Genomic DNA, 15,172 nt, shown 5'->3' with positions numbered 1-15,172 from the left:
CCGAAACGAGGCACATATGCATCTTGACCATGTGTTCAACACTGCCAGCGGCACGGCGCGCCCGGGCCGCATCCCGCGCATTGGCGTGGGCGGGCCGGTTGGCGCGGGCAAAACCGCGCTGATCGAGGCGCTGGTGCCGCTGCTGATTGCGCGTGGCTATGCGCCGCTGGTGATCACCAACGACATTGTGACGCGCGAGGATGCCGAGCATGTCAAGCGCACCCTCGCCGGCACGCTCGACGCGGCCCGCGTGGTGGGCGTGGAAACGGGCGCGTGCCCACACACGGCGGTGCGCGACGACCCAACCATGAACCAGGCCGCCGCCGACGAGCTTGAGGCGCGCTACCCCGACGCCGACATTCTGCTGCTGGAAAGTGGCGGCGACAACCTCACGCTGACGTTCAGCCGCGCGCTGGTAGATCGCTACCTGTTTGTGATCGACGTGGCCGGCGGCGACAAAATCCCGCGCAAGCGCGGGCCGGGCTTGATCCAGGCCGATCTGCTGGTGATTAACAAAACCGACCTTGCGCCATACGTAGGCGCGAGCCTGGAAGTAATGGATCGCGACTCGCGGCTGGTGCGCGGCGAACGGCCCTTTCTGTTCACCAACTGCCGCAGCGGCGAGGGTCTGAGCGCAGTGCTCGACTACATTGAGCAGGCGCTGCTCCACCCGCACGCGCAATGATCCTGTCGGAGCCGCTACCCGAGGCACAGCGCGCGCGCCCGCCCGCCAGCGGCGGGCTTGACCTGCTGCTGGAGCGCGATGGCGCGATCACACGGCCGCGCCGCGCCTTTGCCAGCCCGCCGATGCAGCTTTCGCGCCTGCGCTACGACGACCCAGCCGACCCCGGCGTGGCGGTGTTTACGCTGCTGCACCTGGGTGGCGTGCTGGCCGGCGACCGCGTGCAGATGCGGGTGGAGCTTGGGCCGGGCGCGGCGGCGCAGATCCCCATGGCCGCCGCCACGCAGGTGTTACGCATGCCCGCAGGCGACGCCGCGCACGCGCTCGAAATCGTGCTGGCGGAAGGGAGCCGGCTCGCGTGGCTGGCCCAGCCGCTGATTCTGTTCGCTGGGGCGTGTTTCAGCCAGACAACGCGGATCACGCTGGCGGCGGGCGCGCAGCTTGCCTTGCTCGATGTGCTTGCGCCGGGGCGGCTGGCGCGTGGCGAGCGCTGGCAATTCACGCGCTATGAGTCGCGGCTGGAGGTGTGCGACGCTGGCGGGCGGCTGCTGGTAGCCGAGCGCGCCGTGATCGAGCCGGCGCGCAGCATTCCATTTCTTCCTGAGCACACGCCAGTGGCGGGCAGCCTGTACCTGCTGGGTGACACGATCGACGCCGAGGGTATGGCGGCCGAGCTTGCCGCTTCGAGTGCGCCAAACCTCGGCGCGACGGTGCTGCCCAACGGCGCCGGCCTGCTTGTGCGCGCGCTCGGCCCTACGCCAAGCGAGGTGCATGGGGCGCTCAGCCGCATGTACGCGCGCTGGCACGCCGCGCAGCAAAAAAAAGGCGGCGACCACAGCATGTGATCGCCGCTGGAAGAAACCTAACCACGAAGACACGAAGGCACGAACGATCAAAATTCGCGCCTTCTCCGTGGTCTCCGTGCGCTCTGTGGCTCAACCATTTTGCTTTCAGCTATAACCACGAAGACACGAAGACACGAACGATCAAAATTCGCGCTTTCTCAGTGGCCTCCGTGTTCTCTGTGGCATATTATGGTTACTCCGCGAGCGCGGCCTGCAAGCTGCTGGCGGTGCGCAGGCCCGGCAGCGCGATTCCCAGCCCCACCATCGTCTGCGCCACCTCGGGCCGAATGCCAACCAGCACCGTCTCTGCGCCAAGCAGGCGCGTGGCCTGCACCACGGTCAAAATTCCCTGCGCCACATGGCTGTCCACCAATGGCACTCCTGTTATGTCGAGCACAAGCAGATGCGCGCCCCAATGCTCGATCGCCTGCAAGGCCTGTTCCTGCACATTATGTAATCGTTCGGCATCGAACGCGCCCACCAGCGGCATCACCAGCGTGCCGGCGCTCACTGGAATGACTGGCACGCTCAGCTCGCGCACAATTGCGCGCTGCTGCGCCAGCTCGTTCAGCAGGTGCTCCTGCTCATCGGCGCGCGTTTGGAGTGTGTCGAGTGCATGCTGCAAATCGCGTGTGCGCGCCGCGATCTGGTTTTCCAAATCGCCCTGTGTGGCCTGCAATTCGCGATTCGTCCCGCGTAACTGCTGAAACATCGCGCCGAAGCGGCTGCTCAGCTGCCACAGCAGCAGCAGGATCACGCCGCCAATCGCGCCAAACGAGCTAAGGTTCACGGAAAACAGCATTTCAGGCGTTACTTCTACGGTGCTCGGCAGCAGCGCGCCCAGGATCGGCACCAGCACGATTGTGACCCAGCAGAGGATAAGCAGGGTGCGCAGCGCCGGGCCGCGCATATACTGCACCGCCAGAATCGCGCCAATCAGCGGCAGCAGGCTGTTCACCACGCTCAGGTGCGGCGAAATAATTGTGGCCGCCAGCGGCAGCACCAGCAGCGTGCCGCACGCGATCATCACCGCAGCGTGAAACTGCCCGCGCCCAAGCAGCATACGCGCCACAGCAAACGCCGCCAGCGTGCCAAGCGAGATCAGCGCATTGAAAACGAATTCCGACTCAGGCCGCAGCACAAATAGCAGGCCAAAAGCCACCACAAAAAAGCCAACAATCGGGATCACCCAGCGAAAAAACTGCCGAAGATGCGCTTGCTGCTGCTGCTCGTCCATGTATATTCCCCCAAACAAAGGCATTTTAGGACGACTATAGCATAAGATCCGAGGCATTCCTATAGTTCTCTGGCGTCACTCTGTGCTAGGCCCTATGGTGCAGCGCGCCGAGCGTGCTATAATGCGGCCACCGTTCCCCGTTTGCAAGGAGCTGCCATGCTCGACCAGATCGATCTTGAGCGCACGATCGAGAAGCATGACTACAAGGCACGCCTGAAGGTCTGCCAGGATCGCCTGTACGATTTGCAGCAGGCGCTGTTCGAGGCACGCCGCCCGGCAATTGTGGTGTTTGAAGGCTGGGCCGGCACCTCGAAGGTCGGCACCATCCGCCTGCTCACCAGCCGGCTCGACCCGCGCGTGCTGCGCGTGCACCCGATCACCCCGCCGCGCACCTACGAAACCATGTATCCCTGGCTGTATCGCTTCTGGCAAAGGGTGCCCAGCTACGGCCAGCTCGCGCTGTTCGACCGCTCGTGGTACCGCGAGGTGCTGGCCGCCCGCACCACCGAAAAGACCTCCACGGCCGAGTGGCGCAGCCGCTGCGAAGATATTGTCGCCTTCGAGCGGCAACTGGCCGACGACGGCGCGATCATCCTTAAGTTCTGGCTGCATATTTCGAAAAAAGAACAGTCGCGCCGCTTCCACAAGCTTGGTGCCGACCCGCTCACCGCCTGGCAGATCACCGACGAAGACCGCTGGCAGAACAAACACTATAAGAAGGTGTATGCCGCGGTGGAAGACATGGCCGCGCGCACCGATATGCCCTACGCGCCCTGGCTGATCCTGCCCGCCACCAGCCGCCGCTTTGCGCGCCTGGGCGTGTTCGAGGCGATTATTACCGCGCTGGAAGGGCAGCTTGGCGAGGTTGCGAGTCTGCGCGCCGACCGCGAAGACGAGGCGTTCGACTCGAGCGGCTCCTCGTTTCGGCGCGGCCTCTCGGCGGTGCAGAGCGGCGGCCCAACCGTGGCGGTTGCGCGCGATGTTGCGAGCGATGGGAATGGCACGCACGCGCCCGCCATCGCGCCCACATCGCCCGAGCCGGTGCCGCTGGTTGTTCCCGAAATTCTCAAGCGCACCGACCTGAGCCAGAAGCTGGAACCGAAAGTCTATGAGCGCGAGCTGGCCGAGTTGCAGGCGAAACTGCACCTGCTTGGCTTTCAGGTGTACGAGCAGAAGCGCCCGGTGGTGCTGGTATTCGAAGGCTGGGATGCCGCTGGCAAGGGCGGCGCGATCAAGCGCATCACCGAACAGCTCGACCCGCGCAGCTATATTGTGCACGCCATCGCCGCGCCCTCGGGCGACGACAAATCGCGCCACTATCTGTACCGCTTCTGGCGGCGGTTGCCCCCGCAGGGCAACATTGGCATTTTCGACCGCTCGTGGTATGGGCGCGTGCTGGTCGAGCGGATCGAGGGTTTTGCGCGCCCCGACGAGTGGCAGCGCGCCTTTGCCGAGATCAACGAGTTCGAGCGCCAGCTGGTTGAGTTTGGCACGATTGTCTGCAAGTTCTGGATTCATATCAGCCCCGAAGAGCAGCTGCGTCGCTTCGAGGAGCGCCAGAACGTGCGCTACAAATCGTGGAAGCTGACCGACGAAGACTGGCGCAATCGCGAGAAGTGGCCGGAGTACGAGCAAGCCGCCGACGAAATGCTGCTGCGCACCTCGACGCCGGCCGCGCCCTGGACGGTGGTGGAGTCCGAAGACAAGCGTTTTGGCCGCATCAAGGTGCTGCGCACGCTGGTGCGCCGCCTGGAAGAGGAGCTGGGGCGGATCAAACTAAGCTAGTACACGTCGGTGAAATTCCGTTTCGGGTTGGCTCGCAGTTGGCAGTCGCCAGCTGGCAGGAATGATGGTAACTGCTGACTGCCAGCTGCCAACTACAACCAGCAACGACTTCTGGAATACTGTACTGGTTTTCTGGCGGGATGGCTGCGCGATTCCGCCACATGGGGGCCGCCATGACCAAGCTGACGTATGTTTCGATCGTTGGCGTGACGCTCTTGCTGGCCGTGCTGCTGGGCTGCGGCACACTGGCGCTGGCGGTGCGCACCGGCGCGCTGAGCGAGCAGCTGCACTGGTTCCCGCCCAACCTGCGCTACCAGCTGATCGTGCGGATCGGCAACGACGCGCCGCCCTGGGATCGGCGCAGCAACCGCCCGCAGGCGATCAACGTCTGGGTGCATGGCCGCAACACCGGCTGGCATATTGTCAACCTGCTGCATGTGCCAATCGGCCCGGCCGAAGAAGCCGCCGCACACTGAGCCAGAACGGAGCCACAGCGAGCACTGAGGACATAGCGCAAACTTCCGTCATTTTGCTATAATACGCATCAAATCAGCACAATACAAACGCTATCTGTGTAATCTGCGTAATCTGTGGATTATAACGAACACGCCAGCTAAGGGAGAACACGAATGCGCCTGAGTGAAGATAAAATCCGCCGCGTCGCCGAGCGCCTGCACGACGAGCTGGCCCAGCGCAACATGCTGGCCTACAAGGAGCGCGCCGGCAGCAAGCCCGGCACTGGCCGCGCCATTCGCGTGAAAGAAATCTACGATTTCCTGATTGATGATCTGCGCAAAGAAGAAGAGATCGACGCCGAGGTCGAGCGCATTCTGGCGACCTACTCGCGCGATCTGCGCGGCACCGAGCGCGATGTGCTGTTCCGCAAGCACAAGGAAGAAGTGGCCCGCAAGCGCGGCTATATTTTGTAGCGCGGAACGGCCAGAGAGGCTGCTCAAAAGTCGCTTAGCTGCTTGTGTCTGAGGCATCAGGCGCGGGCGGCAGAGCGACTTTTTCGTAGATATCTTCCAGCCGCAAGACGCATTCAATCGATGCCAGCGTGATACTTGCCGTTTCGTCAGTGATCGAATTGAAGGTCCACAGCTTGTCGGAGCGGCGCACAAAATGCTCAACCGCCACGGCATCCTGGGCGATCAGAAGATATTCCTGAAAGCTTTCAAGCGTCTGGTAGGCCTGAAACTTCTTGCCCCGGTCGTAGCGCTCGATCGAGGGCGAAAGAATTTCGATGATCACGGTTGGATTAGTGAGCGTGTCGTCAATTTCATCTTCAAACTGCGCTGCGCCACATACGACGGTAATGTCAGGGTAGACGTAGCGCCGTGCCTGCGGCAAGCTCACGCGCATGTCGCTGCCATACACCGTGCAGGGCCGCAACCGTAGCTGCTGGTGCAGGCTGCTGGTGATGTTCGTGCCAATCAGCGCGTGGTTGCGCGACCCGCCAGCCCGCAATAGCACGCGGCCATCCGCGAACTCATGTTTTTCTTGCTGGCTCCGCTCGAACGCAAGATACGCAGCGGGAGTCCAGTGCTGAAGTGGCTGTACCGACATGCTGTTTCCGCCTGCTGAATAGTTGCGCTGGCGCGGCTGCCCGCCCGGCGGCTCAATCATAGCAGCTTCAAACGGCTGGCGCAAATACGACAAAGCACCAACAGATGAGGCAGATGGCACAGATATGAGACCTATAATCTGTGCCATCTGCCTCATCTGTGGATGAATTTCAAGACTTCGTCGTTGGGCGTTTGTTGCGCAGCGTGCTATGCCCCTTGCAGCGCGCGCCAAACCTTCTCGGCGCGCAGCGGCAGATCGAGGTGGCGCACGCCTGCCGACGCCAGCGCGTCCATCACGGCATTCGCAATCGCCGGGGTCGAGCCGATTGTGGCAGCCTCGCCAATGCCTTTCGCGCCAAGCGGGTTGAACGGCGTCGGCGTGACCGTCGCGTCGGTGGTGAAGGTCGTGAAGTCGTCGGCGCGGGGCAGGGCGTAGTCCATCAGCGTGCCGCTGAGCAGCTGCCCATTCTCGTCGTACACGATCTCTTCCAGCAACGCCTGCGCAATGCCCTGCGCCAGCCCGCCGTGCACCTGCCCTTCCACCAGCGTTGGGCTCAGGCGCGGCCCGCAGTCGTCCACCGTGAAATAGTCGCGGATGCGCACCGCGCCGGTTTCGCGCTCGATTTCGACCACGGCGACGTGCGCGCCAAACGGGTAGATCACTTTCGGCACAAAGAAATCGGTCGCTTCCAGGCCCGCTTCGATCTCAAGCGGCAGGCCATCGCTGTAGGCCTGCGCCGCCGCTTCCGCCAGCGTCACGCTGCGGTCGGGCACGCCGCGCACCTGGTAGCGGCCCGCTTCCAGCACCACATCGTCGGGCGCGGCTTCGAGCATATGCCCAACGATCTGGCGCACCTTGTCGCGCACTTTCGCAGCGGCGCGCACCAGCGCCGAGCCGCCGACGGCGATGCTGCGGCTGCCCATAGTGCCCTGGCCCATCGGGGTGTTGCCGGTGTCGCCATATTTCACAATAATTTTGTCGAACGGCACGCCCAGCTCGTCGGCCACAATCTGCGCGAACGTCGTGCCGCCGCCCTGCCCGTGGGGCGAAATGCCGGTGAAGACCGTGACCGTACCCGTCGGCTCGACGCGCACCACCGCGCTTTCGTATGGGCCAAAGCCGCACATTTCGACATAGCAGGCCACGCCAATGCCCAGCAGCGTGGGCGCGTTCGGGTCGGCCAGGCGCTGCTGCTGCTCGGCGCGCAGCCCGGTGTAGCCCGAAATTTCCAGCGCGCGGCTGAGCGCCTTGTCGTATTCGCCGCTGTCGTAGAGCGGGCCAGCCGGCGTTTTGTAGGGGAACTTATCGGGCGCGATGAAGTTCTTGCGCCGCACGTCGACCGGATCCATATCCAATTCACGCGCGACCATGTCGACCATGCGCTCGATGTAGTAGGCCGCTTCGGGCCGGCCCGCGCCGCGATAGGCCGCCACGGGCGTGGTGTTCGTGTAGACGCACGTCACTTCGATATCGACGGCGGGGATGGCATACACGCCCACCGCCATCTGGCCGGTCAGCTCGGGAATGACGGGGTCGACCGGGTAGGCGCCCAGGTCGCCCACCACGCGCATCCGCAGCCCGGTGATTGTGCCGTCTTCCTGCACCGCTAGGTCGAGGTCGGCCACCTGCGCGCGGCCGTGGGCGGTGCCGGCCATGTGCTCCATGCGCGTTTCGGCCCAGCGCAGCGGCAGGCGGTAGGCGCGGGCCAGCGCGGCCAGCAGAATTTCTTCGGGGTAGGAGTAGATTTTGACGCCAAAGCCGCCACCCACGTCGGGCGCGATCACGCGGATCTGGTTTTCGTCCATGCCCAGCACGGTGGCGAGGTTCCCGCGATTCAGGTGCGGCCCCTGGCAGCTCGTCCAGACGGTCAGGCCGCCGCTGATTGGGTCGGGCGCGGCCACCACGGCGCGCGCCTCCATCGGCACGCCCGACAGGCGCTGGCTGGCGATGCGCTGGCTGACCACGCGGTGCGCGCCGGCAAAGGCCGCGTCGGCATCGCCGCGCTTGCGCGTCCACACGTGGTCGATGTTGTTCGGCATGCTGTCGAACAGCTGCGGCGCGCCCGCCTCGGTGGTTTTCAGCATATCGGCCACCACCGGCAGCGGCTCCCAATCCACCACCACCTCGGCGGCGGCATCGACGGCCAGCTCGGGCGTGGCCGCAATCACGGCGGCGACGGCCTCGCCCACGTGGCGCGCGCGGTCGATTGAGAGGGCGTAGTGCGTGGGGCGCGTGTCGTTGGCCGGGTCGTCGGCCGCGCCGCCTTCGCCGCCGCCAATCGGCATGGGGCCGCACATCGCCGGCAGGTCGGCACCCGTGATCACCGCCACCACGCCGGGGCGGCGCAGGGCGGCGGCCGCGTCGATGCTGCGGATGCGGGCGTGTGCGTAGGGGCTGCGCACAAACGCCACGTGGTGCATGCCGGGCAGCTTGATATCGCCAACGTAGTTCCCCGCCCCGGTGATCAGCCGGGGGTCTTCCTTGCGCTTGACGCGCGCGCCGATCATGGCAGAATAAGCCATTGCATCGCCTCATGTGTATGTAACGACAGGATGCGCGCTAGTATAGGCGAAAGCGGCGCGCAGGGCAAGGCGCAAAAATCGCGCGAGGCTCACACCTGGCGCGATCAAAAGAATTCGCAATCCACAGATTACGCAGATTACGCAGATGGCTTCTGAAGCAAAACCTAATCTGTGCAATCTGTGTAATCTGCGGATATCTCGCTTGCGTTGATTCTTGCTACAGATCCAGCTTGGCGTTTTCGCCCACCTCGGCGCGCTGGCCGGTCACAAGCGCCTTGGCAAAGCCCATCAGCGTCACAAATGTGCTGGAAGGCGAGTCCCAGTACTCGGCCTGCTCGACATTCACCTTCAGCAAAGCCAGGTCGGGGTCGTCCAGGCCATCGGGGAACCACGCTTTGAACAGCGGATTCCACAATTCCTTCATTTTGGCCGGGTCGCGCACCAGCTCGCCGCGCCCCGATACCGACACGTAGCGCTGGTCGTCCGTGTCGGCGTAGCTCAGGTTGACGCGCGGGTCCTTGCGAATTTCCTGCGCCTTGGGCGAGCTTGTGCCCAGAAAGAACCACAGGTCGCCATCGAACTCGCTTTTTTGGGTTGCCATTGGGCGGCTGCGCAGCGCGCCATCTGCCTCGACCGTGGTGAGCATGGCGATGTTGATGTCCTTAATCAGCTCGCCGAGCTTTGTGATCGCCTCGGCGCGGCTTGGATGATCTGTCATTGGATATTCCTTTCTTCTTTTTAGCGGGTGCGCGCCACGAATGTGGCGCGCACCCGCTAAAAGGGATAATTTTGGAGGGTCTACGACCCTCCAAACCTCCTGCTGAACATTCAGCCACACAAGCTATGTGTAGAAAGGAAGCAACCTGCGTGCCGTAAGCCGGCGTGATACAATCCACACTGTCACAAAATCTGCGCGGGCGGTGTTTCATGCACAAAGCCGCGCACCGGCCGGGCGGCTGGAGCATGTAAGAGTTATGACAAGTCAGCTCGCAAGTAAAGGGCAAGCCGTGGGAGAGTCGGACGAGGCGCTGCTCGAACAGTTGCGCCGCGGCGACGCCGACGCCTTCGAGCGGCTGTTTCTGCGCCACTACCCGGCGGTGTATCGTGCGGTGTTTCACCTGTTTGGCAGCCGCGAAGCAGCCGAGGACGCCGCGCAGGAAACCTTTCTGGCGCTGCTGCACCAGCCGCCGCGCAGTGGCGCGCAACTGTTGGGCTGGCTGTGCCGGGTGGCGCTGAATCGCGGCTATAACACCCTGCGCAGCCAGCGCCGCGCCGAGGCCCGCGCTGCCCAGGTTGGCGCAGGGCCCGAGCAGAACGACGCGCCCGACCCGGCCGGCGAGCTGCTGCGTGCCGAAGAACGCGCCGCTGTGCGCGCCACCCTGGCCGACCTACCCGAGCGCCAGGGCCAGCTTCTGCTGCTGCGCCATGCTGGCCTTTCCTACGCCGAGGTCGCGGCCGCGCTGGAGATTGCGCCGGGCTCGGTTGGCACACTGCTGGCACGCGCCGAAACCGCGTTTCTGGCCGCCTATCAGCGGCGTTTCGGCAAAGCGCCCAACGATTTTGCGTAAACTATCTTCACACAAAGGGTTCGGGCTATGAGCACATGTTTTGATGAAGGGCAGCTGCGCGCCTACACCGACGGCGAGCTTGCGCCTGCTGAGCGCGCCGCGTTGGGCGCGCACGCCGAAAGCTGCCCGCGCTGCGCCGCCGCGCTGGCCGAGGCGCGCGCCCGCGCTGCCAGCCTGCGCGCGCTGCTGCCGCCCGCGCCCACACCGAATGCACAGGCCGCGCTGGCGCGTGTTCGCGCGGCGGCGCTTGTTCCGCAACCATCGGCCGCCGCCACGCGCCCGGCCCACACAAGGAGAATCACCATGCTTTCGCAACGTGTTTTTGGCAGTGGCCGCTCACGCGCCTTTGCCGCTGCCGCCGTCGTGCTCGTGCTGGTGGGCTTGCTGGCCCTGCCGCCAGTGCGTGCCGCCGCCGACAGCCTGCTGAGCGTATTCCGCGTTCAAAAGGTCTTGTTCGTGCCAGTTGGCCGCGACCGCCTGGAGCAGATCAGCCAGCTCAAGAACGATCAGGGCCTGCTGTTCATGGGCAAGCCCGACAGCGCCGAGCGCACACCGCCGCGCACGGTTGGCTCGGCCGCCGAGGCCGCCGCCGCGACCGGCTATGCCCTGCACGAGCCGGCCAGCCTGCCGGCAGCGCCCACCAGCACTACCTATAAAGTGAACGACGGCGGCAACAAGAGCTTCACCGTCAACGTCGAGGCCGCGCGCCAGCTGCTCAGCGCGCTCGACATCCACGATGTGACGCTGCCCGATGCGCTTGGCAGCACGCCCATTCAGGTCGACATGGCGGCTTCGGCCAGCACCGAGTATGTCGGCCCCGGCTATGCGCTTACGCTGCACCAGGCCACCAGCCCGAGCGTCACCCTGCCCGATGGGGTGGATATGGCCCAGCTTGGCTACGCGGCCCTGCGCGTGCTTGGCACCTCGCCCGAGCAAGCCGAACTGCTGAGCCGCCAGATCAACTGGAACAGCACGCTGCTGGTGCCATTCCCTTCCGATGCCAACAACCTGCGCCAGGTAACGGTGAACGGCGAGCCGGCCATGCTCATGACCAACGGCCCGCGCAACAGCCAGGGCGGCGTGATCTACTGGCAGCAGGGCGGCACGATCTACATCCTGCAAGGGAGCAACCTCGCCGGCATGCGCGACCAGGAAATTGCCGATCTGCTCGTTCGCACAGCTGAGTCGGTGCAATAGCCGGCTGTTGTCAGTTCTGCCTCACCTGCTTACCACCAAGGCACAAAGGCACCAGGATGCATAGGTAAATCACTGAATAGTTCTTGGTGTCTTGGTGTCTTGGTGGTTATGGCACTCCTGCCTTCCAGCTTCTGAAACTGTGCGCGTATGACGAATTTGGTCATCGAAACCAGCGCCCTGCGCAAAGTGTACGGCCCGAAAGTCGCCGTCGCCGACCTCACGCTCGACGTGCCGGGCGGCGAGGTATTTGGCTTTCTGGGGCCGAATGGCGCGGGCAAAAGCACCTCGGTGAAAATGCTGCTTGGCCTGGTAGCGCCCAGCGGCGGGCAGGCGCGCTTGCTGGGCCGCGCTCCCGGCGACCCGCGCGCCATGGCGCGGATCGGCTTTCTGCCCGAGCACTTCCGCTTCCACGAGTGGCTGCAAGCCCGCGAGCTGCTCGACCTGCATGCGCGCCTGTATGGCATCGCCGCGCCCGAGCGCCGCCGCCGCATTCCCGCGCTGCTGGAGCGCGTGGGTCTGGCCGAGCACGCCCGCCGCCCAATCGCCGGCTTCTCGAAAGGCATGCTCCAGCGCATTGGCCTGGCCCAGGCGCTGCTGAACGAGCCCGCGCTGGTCTTTCTCGACGAGCCAACCTCCGCGCTCGATCCGTTTGGCCGCATGCTGGTGCGTCGGATCATTCATGAGCTGAAGGCACAGGGTACCACCGTCTTCCTGAACTCGCACCTGCTCAGCGAAGTCGAGGCGACCTGCGACCGCGTGGCATTTATTCGCGAGGGGCGCGTGCTGCAAACGCTCACGCTGGCCGACATGGCCGCCGGGCAGCTGCATGTCACCGTCCAGCTCAGCGAAGCGCCACCCGCGCTGCTGGCCGCCCTGCGCGCGCTCGATCCTACCTTGCAGGTGCACGAGCTGCCGCGCGCCGGCGATCACGCGCCGGGGTGGAGCATCGAGCTGGCCCTGCCCGACGAAGCGCAACTGCCGCAGATTGCCGAGCAGGCGCTGGCCGCAGGCGCAAAACTCTATGCGCTCACGCCGCGCCGCGCCTCGCTCGAACAGCTTTTCCTTGAGGTCGTGGGCGACGAGGACAGCGGGCAGTGAAACCAGGAGTCAGAAGCTAGGAGTCAGAAATCAGTGAGCAGTTGGCAGTTGGCAGTAACCTGCAACCTTCAAGCACTCTGCGCCCTTTGCGTCTTTGCGGTAAAATTCTCTCGTCGTCGGTCGTCGCCAACCTGCAACCTGCCAACCTGTAAACCTGCAACACTATGAACACAATCACAACCATCACCTGGCTCACATTTCGCGAAGCGTGGCGGCGGCGCATGGTGCAGGCCGCGCTTGGCCTGGGCGCGGTCTTTCTGCTGCTGTTCGGCATCGGCTTCCACCTGATCACCACCAATATGCGCGCCGAAGGCATGCGCGCGATTGAGCTGAACTTTGCCTACAACCTGCTGCTCATGGCCGGCCTGTATGTGGTGCACTTCCTCACCGTCATGCTCGCAATCTTCGCCTCGGTCGACACGATTGCCGGCGAGATCGCCAGCCACACCATTCAGGCGCTCGCCACCAAGCCCGTGCAGCGCTGGCAGATCGTGCTGGGCAAATGGTTCGGCTACGCAGCAATGATTGTGCTGTATCTGGGTGGGTTGAGCGGTGGAATAATGGGCGTGGTTTACTTTTTGTCGGGCTACACACCGCCCAACGCCAACGCCGTGCTGCTGCTGATGCTCGAAGCGCTGGTGCTGCTCTCACTCTCCCTGCTGGGCGGCACATATCTTTCTACGCTCACCAATGGCGTATTTCTGTTTATGCTGTATGGGCTCGCCTTTATTGGCGCGTGGGTCGAGCAGATCGGCGCGCTGCTGCAGTCGCACGCTGCCGTGAATGTCGGCATTGTCGCCAGCCTGCTGCTGCCGGTCGAGGCGCTCTGGCGGCGCGCAGCCTACCTGATGCAGCCGCAGCTTATGAGCACAATACCCACGCCGTTCAGCGGCTCGTCGCCGCCCAGCCAGGCCATGGTCATCTATGCCGCAATCTACGGGCTGGTGATGCTCTTGCTGGCCATGCGCAGCTTTGGGCGGCGCGATTTGTAGGGGATTCTCACAGTACCGCAGCACAAAAAGAAGCCGGAGCGATTTCGCCCCGGCTTCTCTTTCTACTGCTACACGCGCGAGCCAAGCATTGGCGTGCCCGGGCGCTTCACGCCGGGCGGCGCGGCGGCCGTCACCTGCTCGATGATCTGCAGCGCACGGGTAGCGATCTGGTCGAGGTAGATCATGTCGTCGCGGCTAACCATGCCCGCCACGCGAATTGTGTCGAAGTACCAGCGCGCGTGGTTGAGCATATGGTGGCGCGCAACGCCAAAGCGCGGCATGATTGCCCAGCCCCACTGATACTCGCGCTCGATCACCATCAGCGTCTGGAAGCGCAGCACCACCTGGATCAGGCGATGAAAGCGGCGCGGTGTTTCTTTAAACACATTCTGCTGAAACGTCACCGCGTCGGGGCGCGTCGCATCAAAGCACAAGGAAGGAAAAGCCGTCGCCAGGCGGTTGGTCAGGAGCTCGCACAGCGTGTCGCGCTGCAGATCGAGAGAATCGGCCACGCGCGCGCCATTTTGCTCCAACCATGCCTCAAGCGTCATCATCGCCAGAACTCCTGGGCGCCCGTGCCAGCGCAGGCAGCACGTGCAAAGCACCGCTGTGCGGCTGGCCAGAGTGCGATGTATGAATACGGGTTACATGCGGGGTTGCGTACCGACGGCATTATACCACCGGTCGGGTGCGACAAGGTCAGCAAGCTGCTCGGCGCGATTGGCAGCGGTGCGCAGTTCGATGCCAAGGTAGATGCCTGGCACGCGCGCCTGAAATTCGGGGTATTTTTCAAAGACCGAGCCGCTGTACACCAGCTGCAAGCGGTAGTTGTTCAGCGATGCGATCATACGGCACAGTTCGAGCATGCCGGCCATGTGCTCAACCATGGAGTTGGTGATGCATACGAGTGCCGGCGCCAGGCGCTTGAGAAAGTTTTCGCTGCCTTCGGCTTCCAGGCTTTGGCCCAGGTACACCACTTCCCAGCCGCGCTGCTCCATAAGTAACGCAAACATCAGCAGCCCAAGCTCATGCTGTTCATCGGGGGCACACGCGCACAGCAGGCGCGGCCCCTGCGCGAATGGCGCATGCATCTGCATCAGCCCGAGCAGACGCTGGCGAATAAAGTTCGAAAACATATGCTCTTCAGCAATGCTGATTTCACCGCGCGCCCAACGCTCACCCAGATCGAACATAATCGGCTCGAATAGCTCGAAGATCACGGTCTCGATCGGGAACATGGTGCAGATATGGTTAACCATCATGTGGGCCTGGCGCAGGTTCACGCTGTTCAGCGCATCAATCAGCTGCACGCGAATTTCGGGCCAGTTGCTGCCGCCAGGCGGCTGGGTGGCAGGCTGCGGGATGGGTGGCGCGGCGGGCGGCAGTGCCCCTGCTTCGAGCGTGTCCAGCTCATGCAGGAAGGTCACCGCCTGGCTGATCGCCAGCCCTTCTTCGGTGCACTGCTTGAGCCACTTGATGATTGCGACATCGCGCTGCGAATACAGGCGGTGGCCATGGTCGGAGCGTTTGGGGCGGGGAACGCCGTAGCGCTGCTCCCATGCGCGCAACGTCGAGATGTTTACGCCAGTTTGCTGAACAACCGCTTTGATGTTGTAGCGTGGCGCATCGGAGAGCGCCAGCAGGTGCTTGATATGCTCATTCATAGAGCACCCCGTTTTT

The 15,172-nt window shown here is 63.9% G+C and carries 15 protein-coding genes; 9 read left to right on the top strand and 6 right to left on the bottom strand.

Annotated elements, in window-relative coordinates; all coding sequences use genetic code 11:
• Positions 1-16: 16 nt before the first annotated feature.
• Together ureG and M1P90_RS08725 are read left to right on the top strand one after the other, a co-directional pair.
• Positions 17-685, top strand: coding sequence for an urease accessory protein UreG (gene ureG / locus M1P90_RS08730; RefSeq protein ID WP_483702226.1), 669 nt, complete (start codon positions 17-19; stop codon positions 683-685).
• Entirely contained in the window at positions 682-1,527 is an 846-nt protein-coding gene (locus M1P90_RS08725) for an urease accessory protein UreD (RefSeq protein ID WP_483702225.1), read from the top strand. The genes ureG and M1P90_RS08725 overlap by 4 nt, the downstream gene beginning before the upstream one ends.
• 193 nt (positions 1,528-1,720) lie before the next feature.
• Here M1P90_RS08725 and M1P90_RS08720 read toward each other — a convergent pair whose 3' ends face one another.
• Entirely contained in the window at positions 1,721-2,764 is a 1,044-nt protein-coding gene (locus M1P90_RS08720) for an STAS domain-containing protein (protein ID WP_483702224.1), read from the bottom strand.
• A 156-nt stretch (positions 2,765-2,920) separates the two neighbouring features.
• Between M1P90_RS08720 and M1P90_RS08715 the strand changes: the two genes are divergently transcribed.
• The 3 genes from M1P90_RS08715 (at position 2,921) to M1P90_RS08705 (ending at position 5,478) form a co-directional block, all read left to right on the top strand.
• On the top strand, positions 2,921-4,549 hold the full coding sequence (locus M1P90_RS08715; RefSeq protein WP_483702222.1) for a hypothetical protein: 1,629 nt from the start codon (positions 2,921-2,923) through the stop codon (positions 4,547-4,549).
• Positions 4,550-4,722: 173 nt separating this feature from the next.
• A complete protein-coding gene (locus M1P90_RS08710) occupies positions 4,723-5,025 on the top strand; it encodes a hypothetical protein (RefSeq protein WP_483702221.1) in 303 nt (100 codons plus the stop codon).
• 153 nt (positions 5,026-5,178) lie between these two features.
• Positions 5,179-5,478, top strand: a complete 300-nt coding sequence (locus M1P90_RS08705) for a hypothetical protein (RefSeq protein WP_483702220.1) — start codon at positions 5,179-5,181, stop codon at positions 5,476-5,478.
• Between the two features lie 34 nt (positions 5,479-5,512).
• Here the strand turns inward: M1P90_RS08705 and M1P90_RS08700 are convergent, their stop codons facing one another.
• From M1P90_RS08700 to M1P90_RS08690, 3 genes are all read right to left on the bottom strand, one after another.
• Entirely contained in the window at positions 5,513-6,175 is a 663-nt protein-coding gene (locus M1P90_RS08700) for a Uma2 family endonuclease (RefSeq protein ID WP_483702219.1), read from the bottom strand.
• Positions 6,176-6,321: 146 nt separating this feature from the next.
• A complete protein-coding gene (locus M1P90_RS08695) occupies positions 6,322-8,637 on the bottom strand; it encodes a xanthine dehydrogenase family protein molybdopterin-binding subunit (RefSeq protein ID WP_483702218.1) in 2,316 nt (771 codons plus the stop codon).
• 217 nt (positions 8,638-8,854) lie between these two features.
• Positions 8,855-9,355: a pyridoxamine 5'-phosphate oxidase family protein gene (locus M1P90_RS08690; RefSeq protein WP_483702217.1), complete on the bottom strand. Its 501-nt coding sequence runs from the start codon at positions 9,353-9,355 to the stop codon at positions 8,855-8,857.
• Between the two features lie 256 nt (positions 9,356-9,611).
• On the opposite strand from M1P90_RS08690, the gene M1P90_RS08685 reads away from it, so the two are divergent.
• The 4 genes from M1P90_RS08685 (at position 9,612) to M1P90_RS08670 (ending at position 13,492) form a co-directional block, all read left to right on the top strand.
• On the top strand, positions 9,612-10,205 hold the full coding sequence (locus M1P90_RS08685; RefSeq protein WP_483702216.1) for a sigma-70 family RNA polymerase sigma factor: 594 nt from the start codon (positions 9,612-9,614) through the stop codon (positions 10,203-10,205).
• A 27-nt stretch (positions 10,206-10,232) separates the two neighbouring features.
• Positions 10,233-11,402: an anti-sigma factor family protein gene (locus tag M1P90_RS08680; protein WP_483702215.1), complete on the top strand. Its 1,170-nt coding sequence runs from the start codon at positions 10,233-10,235 to the stop codon at positions 11,400-11,402.
• 147 nt (positions 11,403-11,549) lie between these two features.
• Positions 11,550-12,500, top strand: coding sequence for an ABC transporter ATP-binding protein (locus tag M1P90_RS08675; protein WP_483702214.1), 951 nt, complete (start codon positions 11,550-11,552; stop codon positions 12,498-12,500).
• Between the two features lie 164 nt (positions 12,501-12,664).
• A complete protein-coding gene (locus M1P90_RS08670) occupies positions 12,665-13,492 on the top strand; it encodes an ABC transporter permease (protein WP_483702213.1) in 828 nt (275 codons plus the stop codon).
• Between the two features lie 68 nt (positions 13,493-13,560).
• Here the strand turns inward: M1P90_RS08670 and M1P90_RS08665 are convergent, their stop codons facing one another.
• Positions 13,561-14,046, bottom strand: coding sequence for a hypothetical protein (locus tag M1P90_RS08665; RefSeq protein WP_483702212.1), 486 nt, complete (start codon positions 14,044-14,046; stop codon positions 13,561-13,563).
• Positions 14,047-14,136: 90 nt separating this feature from the next.
• Complete coding sequence (locus M1P90_RS08660; RefSeq protein WP_483702211.1) at positions 14,137-15,156, bottom strand: MerR family transcriptional regulator; 1,020 nt, start codon at positions 15,154-15,156, stop codon at positions 14,137-14,139.
• Between the last annotated feature and the right edge of the window lie 16 nt (positions 15,157-15,172).

Source organism: Kouleothrix sp. 19917, from assembly GCF_057073505.1.
This window is presented reverse-complemented; position numbering and strand designations above follow the sequence as displayed.

Excerpts from the sequence above, each read along its gene's own strand:
- ureG (WP_483702226.1), top strand. The coding sequence starts at position 17 with ATGCATCTTGACCATGTGTTCAACACTGCCAGCGGCACGGCGCGCCCG.
- M1P90_RS08725 (WP_483702225.1), top strand. The coding sequence starts at position 682 with ATGATCCTGTCGGAGCCGCTACCCGAGGCACAGCGCGCGCGCCCGCCC.
- M1P90_RS08720 (WP_483702224.1), bottom strand. The coding sequence starts at position 2,764 with ATGGACGAGCAGCAGCAGCAAGCGCATCTTCGGCAGTTTTTTCGCTGG.
- M1P90_RS08715 (WP_483702222.1), top strand. The coding sequence starts at position 2,921 with ATGCTCGACCAGATCGATCTTGAGCGCACGATCGAGAAGCATGACTAC.
- M1P90_RS08710 (WP_483702221.1), top strand. The coding sequence starts at position 4,723 with ATGACCAAGCTGACGTATGTTTCGATCGTTGGCGTGACGCTCTTGCTG.
- M1P90_RS08705 (WP_483702220.1), top strand. The coding sequence starts at position 5,179 with ATGCGCCTGAGTGAAGATAAAATCCGCCGCGTCGCCGAGCGCCTGCAC.
- M1P90_RS08700 (WP_483702219.1), bottom strand. The coding sequence starts at position 6,175 with ATGATTGAGCCGCCGGGCGGGCAGCCGCGCCAGCGCAACTATTCAGCA.
- M1P90_RS08695 (WP_483702218.1), bottom strand. The coding sequence starts at position 8,637 with ATGGCTTATTCTGCCATGATCGGCGCGCGCGTCAAGCGCAAGGAAGAC.
- M1P90_RS08690 (WP_483702217.1), bottom strand. The coding sequence starts at position 9,355 with ATGACAGATCATCCAAGCCGCGCCGAGGCGATCACAAAGCTCGGCGAG.
- M1P90_RS08685 (WP_483702216.1), top strand. The coding sequence starts at position 9,612 with ATGACAAGTCAGCTCGCAAGTAAAGGGCAAGCCGTGGGAGAGTCGGAC.
- M1P90_RS08680 (WP_483702215.1), top strand. The coding sequence starts at position 10,233 with ATGAGCACATGTTTTGATGAAGGGCAGCTGCGCGCCTACACCGACGGC.
- M1P90_RS08675 (WP_483702214.1), top strand. The coding sequence starts at position 11,550 with ATGACGAATTTGGTCATCGAAACCAGCGCCCTGCGCAAAGTGTACGGC.
- M1P90_RS08670 (WP_483702213.1), top strand. The coding sequence starts at position 12,665 with ATGAACACAATCACAACCATCACCTGGCTCACATTTCGCGAAGCGTGG.
- M1P90_RS08665 (WP_483702212.1), bottom strand. The coding sequence starts at position 14,046 with ATGATGACGCTTGAGGCATGGTTGGAGCAAAATGGCGCGCGCGTGGCC.
- M1P90_RS08660 (WP_483702211.1), bottom strand. The coding sequence starts at position 15,156 with ATGAATGAGCATATCAAGCACCTGCTGGCGCTCTCCGATGCGCCACGC.